This window comes from Nitrincola iocasae, assembly GCF_008727795.1.
In the GTDB taxonomy this organism is placed as follows: domain Bacteria; phylum Pseudomonadota; class Gammaproteobacteria; order Pseudomonadales; family Balneatricaceae; genus Nitrincola; species Nitrincola iocasae.
Map to the genome: position 1 here is coordinate 1897040 of NZ_CP044222.1, position 22907 is coordinate 1919946.

Consider the following 22907-nt stretch of genomic DNA (forward strand, 5'->3'; position numbering starts at 1 on the left):
CAGCATCTATGCTGTTTTCCATGAAAATCCCTAATCTGCTGACACTGCTCAGAATTTGTCTGATACCGGTGTTTGTAGTGATTTATTACATTCCAGGCTTCTGGTCACCCTGGATAGCCGCGGCTATCTTCGGCTTAGCGGCACTGACTGATTGGCTAGATGGCTATCTGGCCCGCCGACTGGACCAGCATTCACCCTTTGGGGCGTTCCTGGACCCGGTTGCAGACAAACTCATGGTCGCCGTGGCACTGGTCATGCTGGTTGAAACCTACTCCACACCGCTGGTCACCATTCCGGCGGTAGTGATTATTGGTCGCGAAATTGTTATTTCAGCTCTGCGAGAGTGGATGGCCGAAATCGGTGAGCGCACCCGCGTTGCGGTGTCGATGATCGGCAAGGTAAAAACCACCCTGCAGATGATTGCCATCCTGGTATTGATCGCGGTACCACCGTTTTCAATTCTGGCCTGGGTGGGCATTTTGACCCTCTATGGCGCCGCGTTGTTAACACTCTGGTCGATGTATGTGTATTTGCGAGCCGCCTGGCCATTGTTGAGTGATGATATATAAGTGGTTAATCTTTAAGCAGTATCATTTATTAAAATCAGTTGACACCCAGGCTCACATCTCTATAATACGCCCCACTTGATTGCGTTGCGGGAATAGCTCAGTTGGTAGAGCACGACCTTGCCAAGGTCGGGGTCGCGAGTTCGAGTCTCGTTTCCCGCTCCAAATCAGACACTTGTCTGATTTAAAGTAATAAAGCAAAGAGAGTTTTAAAGGCTGGATGGCAGAGTGGTCATGCAGCGGACTGCAACTCCGTGTACGCCGGTTCGATTCCGACTCCAGCCTCCATCTCTCTTTAAAGCGCCATGTCACACAAAATCGCCGGCACAGTTCCAGCGATGATCCAGCCCCGATGGTGAAATTGGTAGACACAAGGGACTTAAAATCCCTCGGCTGAAAGGCTGTACCGGTTCGAGTCCGGTTCGGGGCACCATCATCACAACCCGTGAAAATTCAAACATCCCACACCTCTCTGCAACTCTTGCAATATTCCACTTTGCTTGTTTTAATTCCTATAGACAATCTAGACAAATTCTACAGCTGTGATGGAGCACCGGCCCTGCGGTAGCCTGCCTGAGGGTTAGAAAAAACATCCTGTACACGCAATCGAACCGCTTCCATTACGCGAAGCCCAGAGCCATACATCAAACTGGCGACCAGTTTATGATCACCCTCCATAAAGCCAAGTACACGCATAGCTTCTTCATGGGTGAAAACAGTCGGTAGCCGCCTGCCTTTATTGGTTCGAGTAAATGCCAGCTGGCCAAGATCCTTGTTCAGAAAGTGTTTATAAAGAAACACAACCGCATTCAGCGCTGTTTTTTGCGTATTGATAGCAACATGACGTTGGTTAGCAAGATAGCTTAACCAAGCATCCACCTCGATGGCACCCATGTCTAGTGGATGGCGTTTCTGATGAAAATAAATGAAATCCTTGATCCAGCCGCAATAGGTTTTCTCTGTACGATAGGCGAGATGGCGTGAGCGCATAGAGGCACGAAGCTGATCCATGAAGCGGGTGGGATTAGCAGGCAAGGGTGGTGGTATATCATCCATCAACAGCTCCTTGTCATGAATTAATTTATGGTACTGTTTTTATATACAGTAGTAATGATATTGTCAAGTCAGAGTGACTGGCAAAGTGATTCTAGAGGCTCATATCCTGGATGATAGTATTTTATTTGTATTAATTTTAATAAAGTCATACTGTTGCTGTCATATAGTGAAATCGTGATAGTAGTCTGCATGATCGGTTTGACTTTCTGGGATGAATACCATGAATGCCAGAGATGATTGACCAGTCCTGGGTTTTGAATTAGCTTGGGTTCAACTAATCGGCTGGGATAGTAGTCTTGGCAAAGTGGCCTTTGAAGCCACGATATATTTGAGGCCACGATATAAATGTTATGTGAAGATGATGCATGGCTGAATTCATTGTCAAAGAGGCTATCGCGAGAACGATAAAGGAGCTTGAGGAATCAGGTGACCTTGTCGTCGTGAACCCTATTGAAAACGCGGTAGTGAATAAACTGTTTGATGCGGTGCAAGCAGTCTCTCCGAATTTGCTATCGGCTGCTGAGCTTAGTGGCATTATCAGTGCGCTCAATGCTCACAAACTGGGCTTCGGCCTGGATGACAATGACTTCCAAACAATCATTGGTTTAACCAAGGCGGAGCTTACGGAAGCAACACGAAAGCTTAGGGCGGTCAAGTGCTAGATCACATAACCAAGCCAGTCACAGCGACGGCTACTACATTGCGGCTTCGCCTCCATTCCGTAACCGCGCGTGCTGAGCGGCGTTAGCGCGGATGCAAGTCTGAGGGAAATTTGAGCCTATGGTTCTGAAAGATGAAATTGAAAAAGAAGCTGCGACCACTCTTGGCTACATGCTATTTGAGTACTCTCGCTTAGACATGGAACTTGGTTTGTTTTTGGTTTGTCCAATGATGGTCAAAACCTAGATAGGCTGACTAAAAAGCTTAACGACTCAAATTTCAATAAGAGATTGCATCTACTGGGAAAGCTGGTAAATGAAAAATATATGGACACCCCAGCAGCAGATATTTACCAAGCTTGGTTATCCGATGCTCATGCAGTCCGTTCGCTTCGCAATGAACTCTTTCATGGTCGTTGGGGCTTTATCCCGCAACAGCAACAGGTAGCAAATGTTGTTGGGTTGCCAACTTCACCAGAGCAAGCTGAGACTCGCTATTCAATCCCCCAGCTTCAGGATCTATTGTTTACCATGCGGGATTTACGCTCTCGGCTGAATGATTTGAGGCAGTCATGCCCTGTTTAATCGGCGCTAACAAGGCGCATCACTCGCTCCCTGCGGTCGCTGGGACGCCAACCCGCTGCGCGGCTCATCGCCCGTGTGCTTTGCGTTAGCACCTGGAGAGTATTGGTGGATATTTCCGAATCTCTGAAAAGCGCAGAAAATTCTCTCAGAGATCTATTCAACTTTGTGTTGTCTGTAGTGGTCAAGTAAAACTGGCCACCGGTTTATAGTTAATCCAGTACTGTTCCTCTGCCTGATTCGGACTCATTCCATTGTTATGCCGGTGTGGTCGAAGCTGACTATAATACCCGATTAAATACTTCACTACGTGATGCTGCGCCTGAACGAGTGAGTGGTAGCCGTAGGTAGGCACCCATTCAACCTTCAAGCTTCTAAAAAAACGCTCCATTGGTGCATTATCCCAGCAGTTACCACGTCGGCTAAGGCTCTGCTTTATTTGACACTTCCAGAGCGTCTGACGGAATTTACGACTCGTATAATGGCTACCCTGGTCACTATGGAACATCACGCCTTTCGGTCGACCACGGCTCTCATACGCCATTTTTAGTGCATTGCTGGTAAGCTCACTGTCTGGCGATAGCGACATCGCCCAGCCCACTGGCTTACGTGCAAATAAATCAATGACAACCGCTAAATAAGCCCAGCGATTGCCAGTCCAGATGTACGTGACATCGCCACACCAGATGCAGTTTGGCGCATCAACGTTAAACTGGCGGTCTAAATGATTCGGTATCTGAACATGTTCATCACCTGTTTTCTTATATGTGTGACCAGGTACCTGGCAACTGATAAGTCCAAGCTTTTCCATCAAGCGTCCGGCTCGATAGCGGCTCAATGGCACGTTCTGATTGGTAGCCATTTCCGCAATGCTTCGTGCACCCGCAGAGCCCTCGCTCGCGCGAAAGAGCTCCCTAACGACTGCCTGTTCTACGGTCTTTTTCGCACATACAGGCTTTTTTGAACGTTGTTTCCAGTACCTGAAGCTGCTGCGGTGCACGCCAAACACCTCACACAGCTTCGTTACCGGGTAGCTCGTCTTGAGTTTCTCGATTATCGAGAATTGTTCAGAGAGTCCGACATCAAGAGAGCGGTAGCCTTTTTTAATATATCTTTTTCCATTTCAACTTCGCGGATACGTTTCTCAAGCTCGCGTATTCTAAGTTGATCTGGTGTCATTGGTGTTGCTTTTGGACTTTCACCACCACGCTCTTTTCGTAGCTGGCGAACCCATTTATCCATGGTCGAATGTCCGACATTCATGGCTTCAGCCGCATCTCGAATAGAGTAATTTTGGTCGACTACCAGCTGTGCTGCTTCGAGTCTGAATTCAGGGCTGAAATTTCGGTTTGGTCTTCTGGTCATATTGTCACCTAATTATCTCTTGGTGCATGATAGCACCTCTAATTAGATGGCCAAATTAACTATGCCACTACACTCCGCCCCAAAGCCGGGCGTTAATGGTGAACCAGTTGCGTAGAAGAGCAGAGCTTGTCGAAGCGCTAATTGAGCATAGAGAGAGCGTTGGCTCTCTGTTGGGCGAGCTCCGCACCTATGGCTGGGACTCTGAAGATGAGTTGATTACTTTGAGACCAAGGCATATTCTCTATGTTCTTCATGCATTTCAGTCCGGCCGCCTGAACGCGAGCCACCTAAGAGAGTGGGCGAACGCTATCGAACAGAGGGAAGATATCGGCATGCTTTTTGGTCACCAAGAAGTTCTGGATGAGATGATTTTTTGGTTAGCAAATCCTGAAATAAACTACTCTATCGATTCAGAACTTGTGGCCCGTGTAATCTCCAACTTGGAGCGGAACCATGTCGAATAACCATTTAACAAATAGTTCCAGTTCGTTCCGGGCCTGAAGGCCCTCCACCGGATGCCCTTTTCACTGCGCTACTGAACAACGGCGTTTAAAGGGCGCATCACTAGAGGATGATCTATGGAGATTGATGAAGAGAAAATTGACGAGGCTGTACTGGCTTTGCTGTATCTGACTTTGCATGATAGTGGTCGGGCGTGGAAATCCTTTGATTGGGATGCCATGAATAGGCTTCACGAAAAGGAGCTTATTGAGAATCCAGTTGGTAAAGCCAAGTCTATCCTGTTCACTGAGGAAGGCCTCAAAGAGTCAGAGCGGCTGTTCCAGAAGCTTTTCTCCAAGGACTCGTGAACATGGGTGCCGACCTTTTAACCAAGCGCTCAACCGGACGCCAAAAGCGGGGGCTTTTGGTTTCCTCCTCTGGCGCTCCGGCGCCGGTTACCATCAGCGTTCAGGCTGTAGAAAAACCTCTTTATCTATGGTCTGATTAGATATTCAGGAGACGGAGGCTCTGGGATGGTTCGATTCAAACATTACGACTACAACCAGATGTCGATGGTGGTCATCAACTACTTGGAACAGATCCAACCGGGTACCTTTGAATTTGCGTTGCACTACCTGATCTCTGAAAAACTCGACCTGTCTGCTTTTCATCAGCCCTATAAAAATGATGCTGAAGGCCGCCCAGCCTATGATCCGGCTATACTGCTCAAGATTATTTTATTTGCTTACTCAAAGGGCATTACCTCCAGCCGTGAAATCCAGTGGTGCTGCGAAACCAATATCATCTTCAAAGCGTTATCCTGCGATACCGTGTCGCACTTCACCACGATAGCTCACTTTGTCAGTAGCCGTGGCCTGGCGAGTGAAGCCTTATTTGAACAATCACCTCAGTGAGCATCAGGAAAAGGATACCTATGAAAGCGAAGAAGCGCTGGAGCGTGATATTCGCAAGGCCAAGACCATCCAGTTACATAGTTGAAGCAACAAAGGTGGAAGCCCAGCTGAAAGCCTTATCAATCAGGCCACTGTCGACTGATGTGGCAGTAAAACAAATGCCATTCCCGATAATGTCGAAACAGGCATTGAAGGGAGTGGCAATATAAATGAACAAAACGAGCACCGAGGAAAGGTTGATGCGCTATAAATTGATTTTTCTACAGGCTCGTTATGTGTGCGTCATCTGCAGGCTATAGAGGGGAATCCTATGACTAAGCATGTTGGTTCTTGCCTGTGTGGCACAGTGAGATTTGAGGTCCATGGGGGCTTCGACAGCTTTTACCTGTGCCATTGTGAGTATTGCCAAAAAGATACGGGATCTGCTCATGCGGCAAATTTATTTTCGCAGTCAGCTAAACTGACCTGGCTGGCGGGTGAAGATGCTGTGACTTCCTTTACGCTTCCAAGTACTCGCCACAACAAAAGCTTTTGTAGATCGTGTGGTTCAGCATTACCAAGCACCCAATTTACAGATCTGCTCGTCGTTCCCGCAGGGTGTTTGGATACTGAAGTCTCGGCGTTGCCAACTGCGCACATCTTCACATCAAGCAAAGCGGTTTGGGACAGGGCGATTGGTGACGTGCCAGAGTTCGAAGGCATGCCAGAGTAAGCTAAGATCTCATAACCAGCGGCTGTTGGCGGATGCACCTTCGCTGGCGCTCCGGCACGTCGCAAAGCCAAGGCGTTAAATTTATCAACATGGCACAAGCATGAAGCTAAAAAATTACTTCAACATGATTTTGTCATCGAATCCAGATCACACTTGGTGACAGAATTTGAAGATAAGTTGTTTGTTGGTGCACTAAGGAACTTTTGCTCATATCTGAACCCACTGAGGTTCAACAACTTTGCATTTGCAATGCGAGAATTGCTGAGGCATGAGTTTTTGGGGTCACTTCTTGCGTTTTGCAAGGTAAGGAAACAGGGCTTAGCTCTTATGCAAAATTCAAGACCTGATAATCATCTAGCCGACTCCTCCCTGAAGATCAAAGTAGCATTTCCCGCTAAAGCGCGATGAACCATAGAAAAGTCGGGGTTGCACTTCATTCCTCTAGCGGGGCCACCCCTCCGGGACCATCGACATTGACAAGGGTTTCTCCTTCGCCGAGACGCACAAAGACGTAGTGAACATCATCGCCCCCTTCGACTATCTGGGCCCGATGGATCACCCGCCGCGGGAAATAGGCATAGTCGCCTTTGCCGATCTCGAAGGAGTGCTCGCCGTTTTCACCATAGTCGACACGAATTCGGCCCGAGAGCATATACATCACGCTGTCGAACTCCTTATGATGATGCCACTGGCTTGGCGCATCGAGTGCCGTGACGTGGCACTCGCCAACCCAAAGCGGGCCTGCCTCCAGAGCCTTCTTGCGATTCTGCCCTGGAGTCTGCGGACCTTGAGTAAGCTGCTCCGCCTTGATGACGCCGATCTGTTCAAATATTCCTCTGCTCATGTCTATTCCTCTCATTAGTAGGGTTGCTCGCTGCTTTGATAGCCTCGAATTTCAGAGTATTATGGTTTTATGAAGATAACTGGACATTTTTTGTCGCCAAACAGACAAACTGAAATTCTTCCTTTCGAGACCGCTTCGCGTCCGATCGTCGGATTCGCCCGTGACTACCCGACGGGCCTGTCTTCAGGCATGCACAGTCACCCAAGAGCGCAGTTGCTCTACGCGACCTCAGGCGTCATGCGAGTGGATACACAGGACTCCAGCTTTCTTGTGCCACCGACAACCGCACTGTTTCTCCCCGCCTCTGTGGAGCACACCGTCAAAATGGACGGTCCGGTTGCGATGCGTGCGCTGTTCATGTTGGAGGAGGTTGCTCAGCGCGTGGCAAAGGTGACCAAGGTCATTGCGATATCGGGTCTGCTGCGTGAACTCATCCTTGCGGTCTGTGCCGAGGGGGTGGAGTGGGCGCGCGAAGGCAGGGGAGATCATCTGGCAGCGTTGGTGTTGGATGAGATCGGCAAGGCGGAGCCGCTTCCTCTCGGTCTGCGGCGGTCAACTGACTCACGCCTCCGACAAGTATTGGAGGAACTGTCAAAGTGTCCGTACGACAGACGCAATCTTGAAGAGTGGGCGGATGTTGCCAATACGTCGAGCCGTACGCTTGCCCGATTGTTCCGGACGGAAACGGGAATGAGCTTTCGACAATGGCGTCAGCAGGCGCGTCTGGCGGCGGCACTCAGTGCCCTGTCCACCGGCGCTACTCCAACTCGGGCCGCTGCTATCGCGGGCTTTGATTCTGTCCCTGCTTTTGGTGCTGCGTTCCGTGGGCTGTTCGGAATCACACCGGGTCAGGCGCGGGGCCACTATTTCGGTGCTCACGACAAATAAACAGGTATTGTCCGATTGGCGATAGAAATTGTCAGGTTTCTATCCGTCCCGTCAATTAGAGTGTCTTTAGGCAGAAGACTACGGTGACCCCCATCCGTTAATCTCAGCCAGAACTATTGCAGAGGAGACTCCTATGGATTTATCGAATTGGCGTGGTGCCCCCCGACCTGAGCGGGTGACCCTACAAGGAAAATATGTACGGCTGGAACCGCTCAGCGAAGCAACGCACGGGGCGGACCTGTTTTCTGCTGCGGTCGAGCCCGGCGCGGATGACCGGTTTCGTTATCTGCCTAACACGACCCCTCCAGACTATCCGACCTTCGCCGACTGGCTGCAAAAATCGGAAGCATCGATCGACCCGATGTTTTTTGCGGTTATCGACATGCGGACCGGCCGGGCCGAAGGGCGCCAGGCACTGATGCGCATTGATGCGGACAACGGGGTTGCCGAGGTTGGTCATATTCTCTGGTGTCCTGGAATCGCACGTTCAAGGGTGCCGACCGAGGCGATTTTTCTGATGGCGCAGTATATCTTCGACGAACTCGGTTACCGCCGCTTCGAATGGAAATGTGACAACCAAAACCTACCGTCGAAACGCGCTGCAGAGCGGTTCGGCTTCGTCTTCGAGGGGATTTTCCGCAATCACCTGGTGGTGAAGGGCAAAAATCGTGACACAGCCTGGTTTGCAATGACGGAAGAGGATTGGAAATTGGTAAAGCCTGCCTACCTGGCCTGGCTAGATCCGGAGAATTTCGATTCAAACGGACAGCAGCGTTCCAAACTGGGAACCGCCGCCACTCGGTCATAACATAGTCAGGTTGCCAACCCCTCGGTGTTGTCATTGGTCGGCAGACGTAATGGACAGTCCCGGTTGGTCTCGGAGCCATTTGACCTGCAAAACTCATTCGGCCAGCGGCAGGCGGGCAATAGGTGGTCGGCATCTGCCGGCGCTTCTAAAAGCTCGACAATAGGTACTACTACCGCATGGGAGTCACGCCTACTGCAGGGGAACTGGGGTCGGGACTGCGCAAAAGTGTGCAGCCCCTTACTTTTACGTTCAGGCTGTAGAAAAACCTTTTCATCTATGGTCTGATGAGATTTTCAAATGATGCTGAAGTCCGCCCAACCTATGATCCGGCTATACTGCTCAAGATTATTTTATTTGCTTACTCAAAGGGCATTACCTCCAGCCGTGAAATTCAGTGGTGCTGCGAAACCAATATCATCTTCAAAGTGTTATCCTGCGATACCGTGCCGCACTTCACCACGATAGCTCACTTTGTCAGTAGCCAAGGCCTGGCGATTGAAACCTTATTTGAACAATCACCTCAGTGAGCATCAGGAAAAGGATACCCATGAAAGCGAAGAAGCGCTGGAGCGTGATATTCGCAAGGCCAAGACCATCCAGACACTGGATGCGGCGGCCAACAAGATCGGTGATTTTTTAAAGCGCAGCCAGCCAAGGATGGGCAAGAGCACCCACCTACACCGACTGGATGAAATACCGTGTGGATAGTCCGAAGGGTAAGCAGATTTATATTCACCGAATGTCGGTGGTGGAACCGGTATTCGGCAACATTGGGACCAACAAAAGGCTAAACCGCTTTAGCTTGCGCGGCAAAAGCAAGGTTCAGGGCCAGTGGCAGTTGTACTGCTTGGTGCATAATGTTGAAAAACTGGCGATAAGTAGTTGAAGCAACGAATTACTACTGGACACCTCTCAGCGAAGGATGCGATTGTAATATGACTGTAACAGGGACAAAAAATAGTTTGCCCCTGTTACCTAAAATTACGCGTCAGCGCCGCCTAGTACATTGTCTAGTTGCATTTCTTTCAAAACACGGTCTTGGATGGGTTGTTTGGCAGCGTTAATTTCATCAACCCCCCAAACCAAACCGACCGCCGTGCGTGTAGGGCGTTTACCAGCAGGCATATCTGCAAGCGCCAAATAAGTATCCACGACCATCTGTGGATCAGGTGCTTGATCACTCTGCATAAATTTACCGAATTCCTCGAATATGGCGGCAGGAATATTTGCCAATTCACCATAGCTGTCCAGTATGTCTGTGCGTTTAGGTTGTTGCCCTGCTGCACTAAGACCTGTCGGGAACGGGCCTGGCTGCACTATGGCAATATCAATACCGAAGGGTGCCACTTCGTAGCGTAAGCCTTGAAGGTAGCCTTCCAAAGCATGTTTGGTAGCGGCGTAGGTAGAAAAGTACGGTGCTGAAATCTGTCCAACCATGGATGAGGTGTTAAGGATCAGACCGGACTTGGCCTCACGCATAGCGGGTAAAACAGCCTGTATAGTGCGAATAGCACCATAGTAATTGGTTTCCATCTGCTCTCTGGCTTGGGCAATGCTAAAAGCCTCCGTAATGCCAAGATACATCACGCCTGCATTGTTAAGCAAAATATCAATTTTGCCCGCTTTAGCCAGTACACTTGCAATGGCAGTTTTGACAGATTCGTCATTGGTGACATCCATATCAACAACATGGATGGAATCGCTATACGCTTCCAGCTCGGCCTTCACTGCGGCATTCTTACCTTCCGGGCCACGCATGGTGGCGAACACTTGATAGCCTTTATCTGCAAAGTCCTTTACTGATTTTTGGCCAAATCCACTGCTGCTTCCGGTGATAACTATGTTTGTTTTTGCGTCACTCATTTTTCTTTCCTGCCAGGTTGTCAATTAAATACCGACTGGTACAATAATGTCCGATGCATCGCATGTCAAATTAAAGTACCGGGTGGTATAAAAATGAGTTCAAATCCAACAAAACCTTCAAGGGGGCGACCCAAGACCCTAAATCGAGACCGTGTTTTGGATGTGGCAATGGAAGCCTATTGGAAAGAGGACATCGGCAATTTATCCCTGAATGAAATCTGCAGGAGATCTGGTGTATCGAAGCCAGGGCTTTATCGTGAATTTTCGAATGAAGATGGCTTGATGAAAGCAGTACTTATTAGGTATCAGGAACAAGTACTAAATCCTGTACAGCAGATGTTGAACAGTAAAACTTCGTTTCGAGAGACGCTTGATAGCCTCGTATCATTTGCCACCTCAGCTAGTTGTCATCATGAGACTCCAATGGGATGTCTTTTTATTAAAATGCGTGAATCACGTGCGCACTTGGGTGAAGCAACACGAGCGCAAGTTGATTTCCTTGAGGAGCAAGGATTAGCTGCTTTCAGGAAATGGGTGGAGCGTTCAAAGGCCAAAGGTGAGTTTTCTGCAGACATGTCACCAGAGTTTGCAGCCACCTATATCGACGCACAGATAAGCTATGCTTCGTCACAGCTCACTCGTGGTGAGGATCCGGAAATTGTGAAGAAGATACTGTCAGTCGCTTTTTCTATGCTGGGATGAGCATGCCTGTCAGTTCGGTATTTCTGCAAGAAGCAGGCATTTGCTCATTTGGGGTGAAAGAGAGCTTATTTAAATCTGTTTGGTGGGCACAGAGCAATGCATAACAATCCACTGCACACGGAATTTTACTCGTTTCGCTCGTGTGTAATGGCGAAAGGTTAACACCTTTCTTGCTGTATTAAAGATGAGGGTAGGCCCCTCGATTCCGGTAGCCAGATGCAGGAATCAAACCGCCCTATGCGGTATGCATTAAGAGTGCATGTCGTGAGCAATAGGGAAGGCAGTATGATTAACTGTCAGGTAAGTTCGGAAGAGATGAACGAAAGTGAACCGTCGATGAAGTGTCGACATGTAAAAATGTTGTCGAAACTGGGAAATGAGCGTCTTCCCAGGACGAGTACGGACGTGAGCTGGAAACGGGCTGTGTGGCAACCGGCATAGAGGCGGCATGAATTCTGAACAGGCTTTAGTATGGAACATGAGAACCTGTTGCTCTGATGATAAGGAAGACGCACAAGTGGTAACTGGAAGGAATACAAGAGATTAATCAGCAGCGCGGAATTGAAGTCCCTGAATTCAGATAATAACCGCAGCACGTTGCCGTAACCGGGCAGAGGAAGGAAGGCCGGTACCCTCATCACGCCTCTGCCCGATCCCGCCGAATCAGCAGTATCAATGCCAGCGCCGCCAGAGAGCCCATAACAGCGGCGAAACTGATTCCGGTTGTCGTCAGGCTGGTCACGCTTGCCATCAAACCCAGGCCGATCACTGGCACCGAGATAGCGACATAGGCTACCACAAAAAAGGAGGACGTCACGGCGGCCTTCTCTGCAGTCGGGCTGGCTGAGGTGATCGCGCCCATGCCAGCCCGGAAGACAATACCCTGGCCCATACCGGCAATAACGGCACCGACTACGAATAGGGCTAGAGACTGGGTATAGATGCCCAGCGCTATCGGAATCACCCCGAGCATCAGAGACATGCAGCCCAGAGGAAGGCGCAGTCTGATTGGCAGGGTGCCCTGCAGAAGCTGGCCCAGGGTTGAGGCGATAAAGATGCTGCCAGCCACGACGCCGACCAGCAACCGATTGTCATAGCCCAGGACCCTGCCCATCATCGCCGGGGCGATGGATGTGAAGAAGCCGCACATGGCGAAGCCGGCAAACCCGGCAATGGCCGCGGGAATGAATACGCCACGGACTTCCGGTGGCACACTCAAACGCTGGATAGACAGTTTCGGGTGAGCAGGCTTTGAGACAGTCTCCGGAGCTACCCAGATGCAACACACTGCCAGCACGGCCAGGGAGATGTGCACCAGAAAGGTCAGATGTAATGGCCAGGGCAGATACTGGGAGAGGGCGCCGGCAAGCATGGGCCCAAGGCCCAGCCCGCCCATATTCGCCGCCGTGGCAAAGAATGTGGCTTTATCCCGCCAGTGGGGCGGGGCCAGTTCAAGGACGGCCACAGTGGCCGTGCCGGTAAAGATCCCGGCGGACAGCCCTGACAACACCCGGCCGGTCAGGATCATCGCCAGGCCGTTGGCCTGCAAAAACACCAGGTCACTGATGATGGAGCAAGCCAGCCCCGCGAACAGTAATGGCCGGCGACCCACTTGGTCAGACCAGCGTCCCGTAAGCACCAGTGCGGTAATCACGCCACCGGCATAGGCTGCAAAGATGATGGTGATCATCAGATCAGAAAACCCGAATCGGTCCTGATAGATGGGGTAGAGAGGGGTCGGCATGGTGGTGCCGATCATCGTGACACTGAAGGTAAGTGCCGCGCCCAGGAAAATGAGTAACGGATACCACGGGTGTTGCTTGGAGGAGGCCATGCGTGAGTTCCGATAAGCGGTTATTAAAAGATAGTTTACGTTATCAGATGCGTTGGGCGGAATCGAAATATTCTGATAACAAACGGGGGCATGTGTCTATTCGCAGGCCTTTCAGGCGTCTGGTCAGAGCCAAATGCACAGTGATTGCAGGATCAGTGGCGGCTTCTTCATTGCGGCTTTAGGCGCGGATGCTAGAATACCCACCAGCATTGGCTATCACTGGAGAAAAGCGATATGAACACGGCTCCCGCACCTTATCCAATCAGTACGCCCCGGCGTTCCCCGTGTCATCCCCGAGCAATGCAATATCGCGCAGGCTGTAGCGCTGTGTGCAGGGATCGACTACGCGCTGACGCACCAGTAGAGTAGGGAAGAGCAATGCATCTGCCTCGTTTGTACTCCTTCCGGCGTTGTCCATACGCTATGCGTGCTCGGCTCGGTATTTTGTTTGCCGAGCAGCAAGTGCAGCTGCGTGAGATAGTGCTAAAAAACAAGCCAGCGCAGATGCTGGCTATCAGTCCTAAAGGCACGGTTCCCGTTCTGGAGCTGGCCGAGGGTGATAGCGCTAAGAGGCGTGTTATCGAGGAAAGCAGGGAAATACTGAACTGGGCGCTGCAACAAAAAGATCCTCAAGGTTTGCTCAACGTCGACCGGGTAAGCGCTCAGGCCCTGCTCGATCGAAATGATAACGAATTTAAACACTGGCTAGATCGCTATAAGTACGCCGATCGCCATCCTGAACTAAGCCAGCTGGAGTATCGGCAACAGGGCGAGGTGTTTTTGCAGGAGTTGGAGAATTTACTCGGCAAGAATCGGTATCTACTGGGGAACAACATCAGCATGGCGGATATCGGTATCATGCCTTTTGTACGTCAGTTCGCCCACGTAGATCGGGAGGTATTTTACAGCTTGCCCTATCCGAACCTTCAGCAATGGCTCAGGGATTGGCTGGAACACCCTGTGTTCCAGCAGGTTATGCTCAAGTTTCAACCTTGGCAGGAAGGCGATGAAATAGTGATATTTCCAGGCGATGCTTATAGCGCATCTGATTCAGGCGGTAATTGATGAGCAAGCTCGGAGGCGTCTTGGTTAGATGCTTCATTTTGTTCCATTGAGTGCGTTAATACAATATTATCAGTAACCTAGTTACTCGCTCTCTTAAAGGTTGATTTTCAGTGTTTTCAAATTTTTTTCGACCGAAAAATCTCTCCCAAAAAATGATACGTGTTATTTTTGTCATCTACTTTTGTGTAGCGTGCTTAATTACAGGTATACAGTTTCTGACAGAATATTTAAAAACTCAGGATTCGATATTAACTGAACTAAAACAACTGGAAGAGACTGTTAGAGGCCCTGTTTCAACAAGTTTATGGCAGTACGACGACAAGCAATTGGATGTGCTAATTGATGGCTTAGTCACTATGCCCATTATTGAAGGTGTCGACATTAAGGATACCCAAGGCAACACCATCGTTTATAAACGTCTTTATAGACTAGATTCTGAACCCTTCTCGATGTTTGATACCACAGCAGACTTAAGCTGGACACTTAATGGTAAAAATATTGCGCTTGGGACAATGACCCTATATTCATCATCAAAAGTTGTTTTAGATCGCGTATGGTTTGGCTTTGTATTGATCGCGATCACCGCAATTATAAAGTTATCGGTTTTATTTGGGCTATTTATCTGGGCTTTTAATCGCTATCTCGCTCTGCCACTTAAGGAGCTTATGTCGCAAGTAGATGAAGTGCAACTCAGTCACACGCTAAATAAACGAATCACACTATCTAATTTTGAGAATAATGAACTTAATCAACTTCAAGAGCACATGAATACCATGCTCACCCGCATGGAAAAAGATAGGCAACGTCTATTAAATGATGAAAAAACCAAACGCGAATGGTTAGAGAAAGCGGTAACAGAACGTACGGCTGAATTACAAATGTTGAATGAAAAACTCAAAGATATTGCAGCAAAAGATTCGTTGACTGGGGTTCTAAATCGCGGTAATTTTTTTGAAACTGCACAGCACCTTTTTTTGCTTTCCCAACGACAGCAGTCTCCTGCTTCATTCATTTTGATGGATTTAGATCACTTTAAACGCATCAATGATACGTATGGTCATTTCATTGGCGATCACGTTTTGATTCACTTCATGCAGACTATTCAAGGTTTATTGCGAAAATCTGACCTGATCGGACGTGTCGGTGGGGAAGAATTTGCACTATTTCTACCGAATGCCGGTATAGATGAAGCCTATGAGATTGCCAACAAAATAAGACAGGCCATTAAAGCATCCACGGTGGAAATTGATGGCAAGAAAGTGACTTACACGGTCAGCCAAGGTATTGAGGCCATTGGGCCTGAGGATCACAGCATTGTTCAATTATACAAACGTGCTGATGTTAAACTATATCAAGCAAAAGATAAGGGCCGCGATTGTGTTGAAATATAAAAATATTGCCCTACTTGTATTGCTGATACTGCCCTTGATAAAAGCAAATATGAGTCAGGCTGAGACATTAAAAGTATGTTATGACCAATGGGCGCCAATGACCATTTTCCCAACTGAAGCCTCGCCTAATCGAGGTGTTGTCATCGATATGCTGGAAAATATTTTTACTGAAAAAGGATATGACATTGAATACTATGAAGTTCCTTTAGCGAGAGGCCTTGATATGGTCGCAGAGGGCCTGTGCGATATGTTACCGGAATACTTACTTTCTCCCAGTTCTGAAAATGATTTTGTTTATGCTTCTGAGCCAACTTTTTCCTATTCAACGGCTTTTGTTATCAGGCGTGATGACCCCTGGCGATATAATGGGATTCATTCTATTGAAGGCAAGCGTATCGCAACAGGAGCAGGCTGGGATTACAGTTCGGTCAGCGTCGATTACCAACACTACATCGATGCACAAGAGCACTCAGGCTTGGTTGAAGTCATTGCCGGTACGGATGATGTTGTTGAACGAATCTTTCAAATGATTAAAGCCAACAGAGTCGACTTGTACGCCGATAATGATCTGGTGCTTCAACATACCTTAAATAGACTTAATCTACAGAATGACCTTCAAATTATTCGTCCCGGTTTAGACAAGAAACTGGTTGAAATGCCGATATTCTCTACAACAATACCGGAGGCAAAACGACTGGAACTGATTCGAATCTGGAATGAAGGTCGCGTAGCAATGAGAGGTGAAAAGGAGACGTTATTACTAAAAAAATATAATGTCACTATTCAATGATATCTACTTGTGTGTTTCTTCCGTCTGTTCAGGGTCTGAAGGCCCTCCACCGGAAAGGCAGAGGGTAGGTAGCTTATACCTTGTTACACCTTGGACCTCAGGCGCAACCCAACGTACTGGCTGGGTAAAAACGCCTGTAATTGTCAGACCTTGAACTTACCGGTTTGATCCTCAAGTTTTCGGGCATATCCTTCCAATGAGTTGCTGATACCATCAATGGCTCTGGAGTGCTCCGCACTCTCTCCGGCTAGATCATTAATTCGGGTTATGTTCTGGTTGATCTCCTCAACCACTTGGGTTTGTTCCTCTGTTGCAGATGCCACACTGACGTTCATGTCGGCAATATTCGCCATTGCTTCGAGAATGCCCTGGATCTCGGTTTCAGCGCTTAATGCCAACTCCTCGGTTTGCGAGGCCTGATCGCTTCCAGTTTCCATCACAGACACAATGTTCGAGACACCGGTTTGTAGTGCGCAAATCATCTTCTGGATGTCCTCAGTTGATGTCTGCGTGCGCTGGGCAAGAGTCCGTACCTCATCGGCAACGACGGCAAAGCCCCGACCCTGCTCGCCGGCGCGGGCCGCTTCGATCGCCGCGTTCAGTGCAAGAAGGTTAGTCTGATCAGCAATGCCTCGAATGACGTCGAGAACGGACGTGATATTGTTGGAGTCCTCGGACAGCTGGCGGATTACCTCTACCGCTTTCGCGATTTGCGCCGACAGCTGCTGCACCTGCGTGGAGGTCTGGCGAATGATCCGCCCGCCGTTTTGTCCTTTTTCCTCGGCTTCGCGGGTAATTTCGGATGCCCGTGAGGCATTGCCAGCGACTTCCTCGATGGCACTTTGCATTTCGTTAATGGCAGTTGCCACCATTGAAATGGAATCGGTCTGGCGGGTTACTCCATCCATATTCTCGGCGGCCGTACGTGATAGACCGGTTGCCTCACCTCCAAGCTCGGTCGTCAGCTGCTGTATGGATGCGATCATAGACTGCAGATTATCAAGTACCAGGTTAAAGCTGTGCGCCAGCTTACCGATATCATCGTCTTGCTCAACTACAATGCGTTGTGTGAGATCTCCTTCGCCTTGAGCAATGTTATCCAGTTGGCCGCGAATGTCGGATATTGAATGGGTGATCAGCTTGAGGAAAAACATAAACAATGCGGAGCTCATCAATAGTGCAATCACTGTTACCACAATAATCGTGATTGAGCTTGATTGACCTTCTGCGGAAGCTTCCGTAGCTCGGATTTGGGCTTGCTCGTCAGCGTAAGCGCCCACGTCATCGAAATAGTTTCGTAGACGCTCGAAGAGCTCTCTGGTTTGTGACTTTGCGATTTCCTGCGCTTCTGAAATATTGCCGTTGCGAGCCAGGTTGAGCACCCGATCCGCAGAAGCCTTCCAGCTATCGAAGGCTGGCTTAAAGCCTTCGACAATTTCAGCCACATTGGTATCCTGAAGGCGATCCACGGCCTGATTGAACCGGTTGTAGGCCTGCTGAGCGTTTTCTTCATAGCTAGCTAAATACTCGTCGGCCTCATCACCTTGGCCAAGAACTTCGACGAAGTTGTTCTGGGCCACCAGCGCCTGGTAAAGGTCACGATCACCGTTAAGAACCTCACTGATCGACGGCAGATAAACTTCAGCTACCCGGTCAGTGTCAGACACAAGATTCCGAACGGTATTGACGGCGAAAAAAACAATAACAATCATTGCCAACGCTGCAATAACGAATGGCAGCGCGACTTTGACTCGAAAACCAAGCTGATTCTTCATATTCATCTAATATTCCCCGTAACCACGTAATATTTATATTTATATTAATAGTAGCATTTTATGAATTTTCTTAAACAGAATATTTTTTAGTATTGAAGTGATGAAAAGGCGAGGTAATTCAATCTTCTATTGGAAGTTACTGGTGAAATTCGTAAGCTGGCCAGAACTGTTGAGTGCTGCCATTGGTACAGCATGTAAGTATTCATAACCATGCCAGTCACGGCGAGGGTCTTTTCGTTGCGGCTAAAAGCCGCGCGTGTTGTCTGCGTTAGCCAGATGCCAATAGGCACACGCTCTGCTAGACTTCACTCATGAAACAAGTTAACTGGAATGCTGAAAAGAACCAGCAGTTGATGAGCGAGCGCGGAGTTTCATTCGAATTAGATCCAGAAGAGCAAGAGTTACTTGAGGCATACGAGTCATAACGCGCTCCGCCGCCTTCCGCGTTATGATTTATAGAGAGCATACCCTGCCTAAAGCAGCTGGTAGCATCCACCTTAGGCAGGGTATTGATAAAATAGCTATAGTCTTACACCTCCAATCGTATAACCACCATCAATTATTATTTCTTGACCGGTGACAAAAGCAGCATCATCAGACAATAACCATGCAATTGTTCCAGAAACATCACTTGGTGTGCCATTACGCTTCAGTGCTGTGTGATCAGCCAATTTTCGCGATAACTCAGGGGCAAGTACTTCACTAGCCATTGGCGTTAAAATGATACCGGGGCTAACTGCATTGACTCGTATATTTTGTTGCCCTTTTTCTACAGCAAGTGTCTTCATCAAACTTAATAGAGCGCCCTTAGTTGCAGCATAAGCGCCGGCTCCCGGCATTACTGCAGAGGCTGTCCATGAAGCGTTTATGACAATTGCTCCAGTGTCCATTAGTGGTAACGATTGTTGTATGGTTGCTAACGTACCTTTCAAGTTAGTATCAATTAGGCTATCAAGCTGGCTGAGTGCCGTATCTGAAACTGGGCAAAACTCCCCTAGAGTACCTGCGTTCGCAAATACGCCATCAAGTCTACCAAATGATTTAAGAATGAGTTGTATCGCATTGGAAAGCGCTGCCGTATCAGTAATGTCACAAGGCAGGGAAATGGCATGTGTGCCCAGTGATTCCACTTCTGATACGACTTGTTGCAGCGGCTCTTCGCTGCGGCCTATTAGCGCTAGTTGGGCACCTTCTGTTGCCAACCTTAGGGCGGCCGCCTTGCCCATACCTGTACCAGCGCCAGTGATAAGGATGTTTTTATTGTTGAACCGTGAATTAATCATAATGACCTCGATAAGGAAAGTTATAGAGTCTCCATGATAATTGATCCATAAATACTTATAATTATCGATTTTCTATGATCACTTTAAAGAGTTACTATCTAATGGATCTTTTTCAATCTATGAAAGCGTTCGTAGCAACGGTGAATGCAGGGTCTATGAGCTCTGCCGCGGCAGAGCTGAAGTTAACACCAGCAATGGTCGGCCAGCACATTGCTGCGTTAGAGCTCAGGCTTGGAACCCGGTTATTGAATAGAACAACACGTCGCCAGAGTTTAACTGACTTCGGTAAGGCTTATCTGGAGCAATGCAAGGATATTCTTGAGCGAGTCGCCATTGCTGAAATGGAAGCTGAAGCTCAGTCGAGTGAAGCGCAAGGTGTGTTGCGAATTACTGCGCCGGTTACATTCGGCGCAACATTACTGGTACCCGCATTAAAGCAGTATCGACAACTATCACCCTTAGTTAGGCTGGATTTGATGTTAACAGATAAGAGCTTAGACATAGTTGAAGAAGGTGTTGATATCGCATTTCGCATTGGGTACATTCCTGATAGCCGCATGATCCAGCGAGTTTTAATGCCCTATAAAATGATCGTTTGCGCTTCGCCGGAGTATTTAGCCAGGCATGGCACGCCTGCTCACCCAACAGAGCTTGCAGCACACGAACTTGTCATTTTTACGAGAACTTTCGATATACCATTAAAATTTTATAACGATGACCAGACTATAGAAGTCAAACCTCAAAGTATGATCACTGTTAACAGTGGCCATGCTTTGCTCAATGCGGCTAAATCCGGTTTAGGTATTATTGTTCAGCCAGAAATACTACTGGTAAATGACCTTAAAGCTGGAAAACTCGCTCGGATTTTACCTGAATGGCATTTAGGTGAGCGCCAGATATCTATGCTGTATTATCGGCATAGAAATATGACGCCAAAGGTAAGAAGCTTTATAGATTTTGCGATAAATGAATTTTGTGAACAGAGAAGATAATTAGGTGAAACACAAAAATCATAACAAATTGCTACACGTAGAAAACCACATGCTTCGCTCCCGATTTTCCGGTGAGCAAGGCGTTAGGCCGAAGAATTGTCAAGGGTAGAGCGTGCAAAAATCAGACCGGCTTTTTCAGTTAACCAATATTCTGCGTAGACACCAACCGCTTACTGCAAAGCAGTTGGCTGAAAAGTTGATGGTGTCTGAAAGAACCATCTATCGTTATGTTGATGATTTGTCTATATCTGGAATCCCTGTTTATGGAGAGCCTGGCGTTGGATATCGTTTGACGAGTGGTTAGGGTGCCGGCAAGTCACCGTGAATCCAAGGTGTATCTGCTGTGGGGAAGGATTCATTCAGCTATAGAGGCTAGGCGTTGGCTGAATATAGATTATAACTCGCTTTCAGAGGTTGTGACGATCAGAACCGTATTTCCTTTGGGGCTATTCTATTGGGGAGGAAAATGGACACTAGGCTGTTGGTGCGAGCTTCGCGGCGACTACAGAGACCTTAGAGTAGACTGCATAACCAAATTGGAGCTTAGTGAGCATGCTGGCTCTTTGCCTGTGCACGTTTCTCTGCCAGCATACATTGAACTCAAGAACACGAAAGTCTACTGACACAACGGTGTCAGTAGCAAAGCCTTACAGTTGGCATTCAACCAATAACTGAGGCACTAACATGATAAAGAATGGCAAGATTGATAGCATTGGCGGCATGGAGTTCGCGATCTTCAGACTTAAAGAAGGCGTGACAGAAGCCAGATTAATAGAGTTATCTAATAACGTAGAGACAGAGTTTCTTAGAGAGCAAGGGGAGCTAATTCTCCATTTTCTAGTTCGTGGCGCAGATGGTACCTATGCTGATGTGGCTATTGCCAGTTCGCAGGAAAAAGCTGAAGAATATTGCCAGCAATGGTTAGATAATACCGTTGCACTGGAGTATCTCGAGCTTCTTGAAAAAGAGTCTGTGAACATGACGTTCTGGACGAGAATCAACTAATAGCCTAATGCCAGGCTCACAGTAAGCCAAAAGCTTCGCTTTTGCTTACTGTGCAGCCGTGTATTATGTGCTCTAGAGTTTGGGTTAGAAAAGGAGAGTCAGAATGTTTCAGGAAGTCATAGACTTTTGGTTTAATGAACTTGAGCCAAAGCAGTGGTGGCAAAAGGATGACAGGCTTGATTCCATGATCCAAAAGCGTTTTGGATATCTTCATAGTCAAGCTAAGGCCGGAGAGCTTTTTACATGGCGTAAAACAGCGCTTGGCAGCCTTGCCGAGGTTATCGTTCTTGATCAGTTCTCACGCAATATCTACCGTGATACACCAGATTCATTTGCTTGTGATCCTATGGCTCTTGCTTTAGCGCAATTTGCAATCTCAAAAAATTTAGAAAAACAGCTATCTGATATTCAGTGTTCTTTTTTGTATATGCCATTTATGCACAGTGAGTCAAAATTAATCCACGTGGAAGCAGTAAAATTGTATGAAGCGTTAGGCATTCAAAATAGCTTGGATTTTGAGTACAAGCACAAAGCAATCATCGATAGATTTGGCCGTTACCCCCATAGAAATAAAATTCTGGGGCGTAACTCGACAGAGGAAGAAAAGGCGTTCCTTAAACAGCCAAACTCAGGGTTCTAAGAGTGCAACATAACAAGTAATTGTAATCGGGCTGGAACCTCCGCTGCTACGCAGCTCCTGCCCCTAATAGGCGTTCAGGCTGTAGAAAATCCTGCGATACCGTGCCGCACTTCACCACGATTGCTCACTTTGTCAGTAGCCGTGGCCTGGCGATTGAAGCCTTATTTGAACAGGTGCTGCTGATCTGTGATCAACAAGGGTTGCTGTGGGTCATGAACTCTTTGCCATCGATGGCTGTAAGATGCGCTCTAATGCGTCTAAGGAATGGTCTGGTACGTTTAAGGAACTGGAACAAAAACGTCAGAAGCTCAGACGTCTGATTCAGCATCACCTCAGTGAGCATCAGGAAAAGGCACCATTCAAGGTTACAACGGTGTGGCAGCCGTCGATAAAAAGCATCAGATTGTCATTGATGCTCAAGCCTTCGGTGAAGAACAGGAGCAACCACACCCGGTAGCCAGCGGGTGAGCAGATAAGTCATCGAGGTATCAGAACTAATGAACACGACTAACTTACAGCCTACTTTGAAGGTCGGTTGCTCCAGTGTCGTCATTGCTCAAAAAAATGAGTTGCATGAAAAATCCGACGTCAGCTGACCATCGCAAAGAAGACAAATGCCGGTCCGGAGAACGCCGAAACGGGCAGAGAAGGAAGTGGTAATATTAATGGAACAGATCGAGCACCGAGGAAAGATTGATGCGCTATAAAATGGTTTTTCTACAGGCTCGTTAG

28 protein-coding genes, 3 tRNA genes and 2 pseudogenes are annotated in these 22907 nt (G+C 48.2%); 26 read left to right on the forward strand and 7 right to left on the reverse strand.

What is annotated here, in order from left to right; genetic code table 11:
* The first annotated feature begins 20 nt into the window (after positions 1 to 20).
* The 4 genes from pgsA (at position 21) to F5I99_RS08810 (ending at position 999) form a co-directional block, all read left to right on the forward strand.
* Positions 21 to 569, forward strand: a complete 549-nt coding sequence (gene pgsA, locus F5I99_RS08795) for a CDP-diacylglycerol--glycerol-3-phosphate 3-phosphatidyltransferase (protein WP_151059048.1) — start codon at positions 21 to 23, stop codon at positions 567 to 569.
* Between the two features lie 86 nt (positions 570 to 655).
* A tRNA-Gly gene (locus F5I99_RS08800) sits at positions 656 to 731 on the forward strand.
* A 49-nt stretch (positions 732 to 780) separates the two neighbouring features.
* Positions 781 to 854: transfer RNA gene (locus F5I99_RS08805), tRNA-Cys, on the forward strand.
* Positions 855 to 912: 58 nt separating this feature from the next.
* Positions 913 to 999, forward strand: a tRNA-Leu gene (locus F5I99_RS08810).
* A 101-nt stretch (positions 1000 to 1100) separates the two neighbouring features.
* On the opposite strand, the gene F5I99_RS08815 is transcribed toward F5I99_RS08810, so the two are convergent.
* Entirely contained in the window at positions 1101 to 1622 is a 522-nt protein-coding gene (locus tag F5I99_RS08815) for a phage integrase N-terminal SAM-like domain-containing protein (RefSeq protein WP_151055133.1), read from the reverse strand.
* Positions 1623 to 1987: 365 nt separating this feature from the next.
* Between F5I99_RS08815 and F5I99_RS08820 the strand changes: the two genes are divergently transcribed.
* Both F5I99_RS08820 and F5I99_RS08825 read left to right on the forward strand, forming a co-directional pair.
* On the forward strand, positions 1988 to 2284 hold the full coding sequence (locus tag F5I99_RS08820; RefSeq protein ID WP_151055136.1) for a hypothetical protein: 297 nt from the start codon (positions 1988 to 1990) through the stop codon (positions 2282 to 2284).
* A 219-nt stretch (positions 2285 to 2503) separates the two neighbouring features.
* On the forward strand, positions 2504 to 2866 hold the full coding sequence (locus F5I99_RS08825; protein WP_151055138.1) for a hypothetical protein: 363 nt from the start codon (positions 2504 to 2506) through the stop codon (positions 2864 to 2866).
* Positions 2867 to 3047: 181 nt separating this feature from the next.
* On the opposite strand, the gene F5I99_RS08830 is transcribed toward F5I99_RS08825, so the two are convergent.
* Positions 3048 to 4228, reverse strand: a protein-coding gene (locus F5I99_RS08830; protein WP_151053352.1) for an IS3 family transposase whose coding sequence is annotated in 2 segments (ribosomal slippage) — positions 3048 to 3961 and positions 3961 to 4228 — 1182 coding nt in all. Because the reading frame shifts where the segments join, the coding sequence is not laid out codon by codon here.
* Between the two features lie 107 nt (positions 4229 to 4335).
* Here F5I99_RS08830 and F5I99_RS08835 point away from each other — a divergent pair.
* The 5 genes and pseudogenes from F5I99_RS08835 to F5I99_RS19965 all read left to right on the forward strand — a co-directional run bounded on the left by F5I99_RS08835 (position 4336) and on the right by F5I99_RS19965 (position 6703).
* A complete protein-coding gene (locus F5I99_RS08835) occupies positions 4336 to 4692 on the forward strand; it encodes a hypothetical protein (protein WP_151055141.1) in 357 nt (118 codons plus the stop codon).
* 114 nt (positions 4693 to 4806) lie between these two features.
* Entirely contained in the window at positions 4807 to 5037 is a 231-nt protein-coding gene (locus F5I99_RS08840) for a DUF6429 family protein (protein ID WP_151055144.1), read from the forward strand.
* Positions 5038 to 5202: 165 nt separating this feature from the next.
* A pseudogene (locus tag F5I99_RS08845) lies at positions 5203 to 5571 on the forward strand (transposase); the annotation flags it as partial.
* Between the two features lie 322 nt (positions 5572 to 5893).
* Positions 5894 to 6295, forward strand: coding sequence for a GFA family protein (locus F5I99_RS08850; protein ID WP_151055146.1), 402 nt, complete (start codon positions 5894 to 5896; stop codon positions 6293 to 6295).
* A gap of 156 nt (positions 6296 to 6451) precedes the next feature.
* Positions 6452 to 6703: a pPIWI-associating nuclease domain-containing protein gene (locus tag F5I99_RS19965; protein WP_225307604.1), complete on the forward strand. Its 252-nt coding sequence runs from the start codon at positions 6452 to 6454 to the stop codon at positions 6701 to 6703.
* Positions 6704 to 6728: 25 nt separating this feature from the next.
* Here F5I99_RS19965 and F5I99_RS08855 read toward each other — a convergent pair whose 3' ends face one another.
* Positions 6729 to 7139: a cupin domain-containing protein gene (locus F5I99_RS08855; RefSeq protein ID WP_151055148.1), complete on the reverse strand. Its 411-nt coding sequence runs from the start codon at positions 7137 to 7139 to the stop codon at positions 6729 to 6731.
* Between the two features lie 69 nt (positions 7140 to 7208).
* Between F5I99_RS08855 and F5I99_RS08860 the strand changes: the two genes are divergently transcribed.
* From F5I99_RS08860 to F5I99_RS19615, 5 genes are all read left to right on the forward strand, one after another.
* Complete coding sequence (locus F5I99_RS08860; protein ID WP_151055149.1) at positions 7209 to 8027, forward strand: AraC family transcriptional regulator; 819 nt, start codon at positions 7209 to 7211, stop codon at positions 8025 to 8027.
* 133 nt (positions 8028 to 8160) lie between these two features.
* Positions 8161 to 8835: a GNAT family N-acetyltransferase gene (locus tag F5I99_RS08865; RefSeq protein ID WP_151055151.1), complete on the forward strand. Its 675-nt coding sequence runs from the start codon at positions 8161 to 8163 to the stop codon at positions 8833 to 8835.
* Positions 8836 to 9119: 284 nt separating this feature from the next.
* Complete coding sequence (locus tag F5I99_RS19605) at positions 9120 to 9362, forward strand: transposase (protein WP_225307605.1); 243 nt, start codon at positions 9120 to 9122, stop codon at positions 9360 to 9362.
* Entirely contained in the window at positions 9343 to 9543 is a 201-nt protein-coding gene (locus tag F5I99_RS19610) for a hypothetical protein (RefSeq protein ID WP_225307606.1), read from the forward strand. The genes F5I99_RS19605 and F5I99_RS19610 overlap by 20 nt, the downstream gene beginning before the upstream one ends.
* Positions 9524 to 9721, forward strand: coding sequence for a transposase (locus tag F5I99_RS19615; RefSeq protein WP_225307607.1), 198 nt, complete (start codon positions 9524 to 9526; stop codon positions 9719 to 9721). The genes F5I99_RS19610 and F5I99_RS19615 overlap by 20 nt, the downstream gene beginning before the upstream one ends.
* A 95-nt stretch (positions 9722 to 9816) precedes the next feature.
* Here the strand turns inward: F5I99_RS19615 and F5I99_RS08880 are convergent, their stop codons facing one another.
* On the reverse strand, positions 9817 to 10698 hold the full coding sequence (locus F5I99_RS08880) for an SDR family oxidoreductase (RefSeq protein WP_151055155.1): 882 nt from the start codon (positions 10696 to 10698) through the stop codon (positions 9817 to 9819).
* Between the two features lie 93 nt (positions 10699 to 10791).
* Here F5I99_RS08880 and F5I99_RS08885 point away from each other — a divergent pair, with 93 nt between their 5' ends.
* A complete protein-coding gene (locus F5I99_RS08885; protein ID WP_151055157.1) occupies positions 10792 to 11400 on the forward strand; it encodes a TetR/AcrR family transcriptional regulator in 609 nt (202 codons plus the stop codon).
* A gap of 637 nt (positions 11401 to 12037) precedes the next feature.
* Here the strand turns inward: F5I99_RS08885 and F5I99_RS08890 are convergent.
* On the reverse strand, positions 12038 to 13234 hold the full coding sequence (locus F5I99_RS08890; RefSeq protein WP_151055159.1) for an MFS transporter: 1197 nt from the start codon (positions 13232 to 13234) through the stop codon (positions 12038 to 12040).
* A 378-nt stretch (positions 13235 to 13612) separates the two neighbouring features.
* Between F5I99_RS08890 and F5I99_RS08895 the strand changes: the two genes are divergently transcribed.
* From F5I99_RS08895 to F5I99_RS08905, 3 genes are all read left to right on the forward strand, one after another.
* A complete protein-coding gene (locus F5I99_RS08895; RefSeq protein WP_151055161.1) occupies positions 13613 to 14299 on the forward strand; it encodes a glutathione S-transferase in 687 nt (228 codons plus the stop codon).
* 110 nt (positions 14300 to 14409) lie between these two features.
* Entirely contained in the window at positions 14410 to 15690 is a 1281-nt protein-coding gene (locus F5I99_RS08900; protein WP_191905992.1) for a diguanylate cyclase, read from the forward strand.
* Entirely contained in the window at positions 15677 to 16480 is an 804-nt protein-coding gene (locus F5I99_RS08905) for a substrate-binding periplasmic protein (protein WP_225307608.1), read from the forward strand. The genes F5I99_RS08900 and F5I99_RS08905 overlap by 14 nt, the downstream gene beginning before the upstream one ends.
* Before the next feature lie 143 nt (positions 16481 to 16623).
* On the opposite strand, the gene F5I99_RS08910 is transcribed toward F5I99_RS08905, so the two are convergent.
* Entirely contained in the window at positions 16624 to 18261 is a 1638-nt protein-coding gene (locus F5I99_RS08910) for a methyl-accepting chemotaxis protein (protein ID WP_151055165.1), read from the reverse strand.
* A 515-nt stretch (positions 18262 to 18776) separates the two neighbouring features.
* Positions 18777 to 19538, reverse strand: coding sequence for an SDR family NAD(P)-dependent oxidoreductase (locus F5I99_RS08920; protein ID WP_151055168.1), 762 nt, complete (start codon positions 19536 to 19538; stop codon positions 18777 to 18779).
* A 101-nt stretch (positions 19539 to 19639) separates the two neighbouring features.
* On the opposite strand from F5I99_RS08920, the gene F5I99_RS08925 reads away from it, so the two are divergent.
* The 6 genes and pseudogenes from F5I99_RS08925 to F5I99_RS20010 form a co-directional block, all read left to right on the forward strand.
* Complete coding sequence (locus F5I99_RS08925) at positions 19640 to 20530, forward strand: LysR family transcriptional regulator (RefSeq protein ID WP_151055171.1); 891 nt, start codon at positions 19640 to 19642, stop codon at positions 20528 to 20530.
* Positions 20531 to 20642: 112 nt separating this feature from the next.
* Positions 20643 to 20834: a helix-turn-helix transcriptional regulator gene (locus F5I99_RS19620; protein WP_225307609.1), complete on the forward strand. Its 192-nt coding sequence runs from the start codon at positions 20643 to 20645 to the stop codon at positions 20832 to 20834.
* A gap of 28 nt (positions 20835 to 20862) precedes the next feature.
* On the forward strand, positions 20863 to 21153 hold the full coding sequence (locus tag F5I99_RS08930; RefSeq protein WP_225307648.1) for a helix-turn-helix transcriptional regulator: 291 nt from the start codon (positions 20863 to 20865) through the stop codon (positions 21151 to 21153).
* A 61-nt stretch (positions 21154 to 21214) separates the two neighbouring features.
* On the forward strand, positions 21215 to 21535 hold the full coding sequence (locus F5I99_RS08935; protein WP_151055174.1) for a hypothetical protein: 321 nt from the start codon (positions 21215 to 21217) through the stop codon (positions 21533 to 21535).
* Positions 21536 to 21638: 103 nt separating this feature from the next.
* Positions 21639 to 22175, forward strand: coding sequence for a DUF924 family protein (locus F5I99_RS08940; protein ID WP_151055177.1), 537 nt, complete (start codon positions 21639 to 21641; stop codon positions 22173 to 22175).
* 89 nt (positions 22176 to 22264) lie between these two features.
* Positions 22265 to 22616 (forward strand): annotated as a pseudogene (locus F5I99_RS20010) (transposase); the annotation flags it as partial.
* Positions 22617 to 22907: the final 291 nt, after the last annotated feature.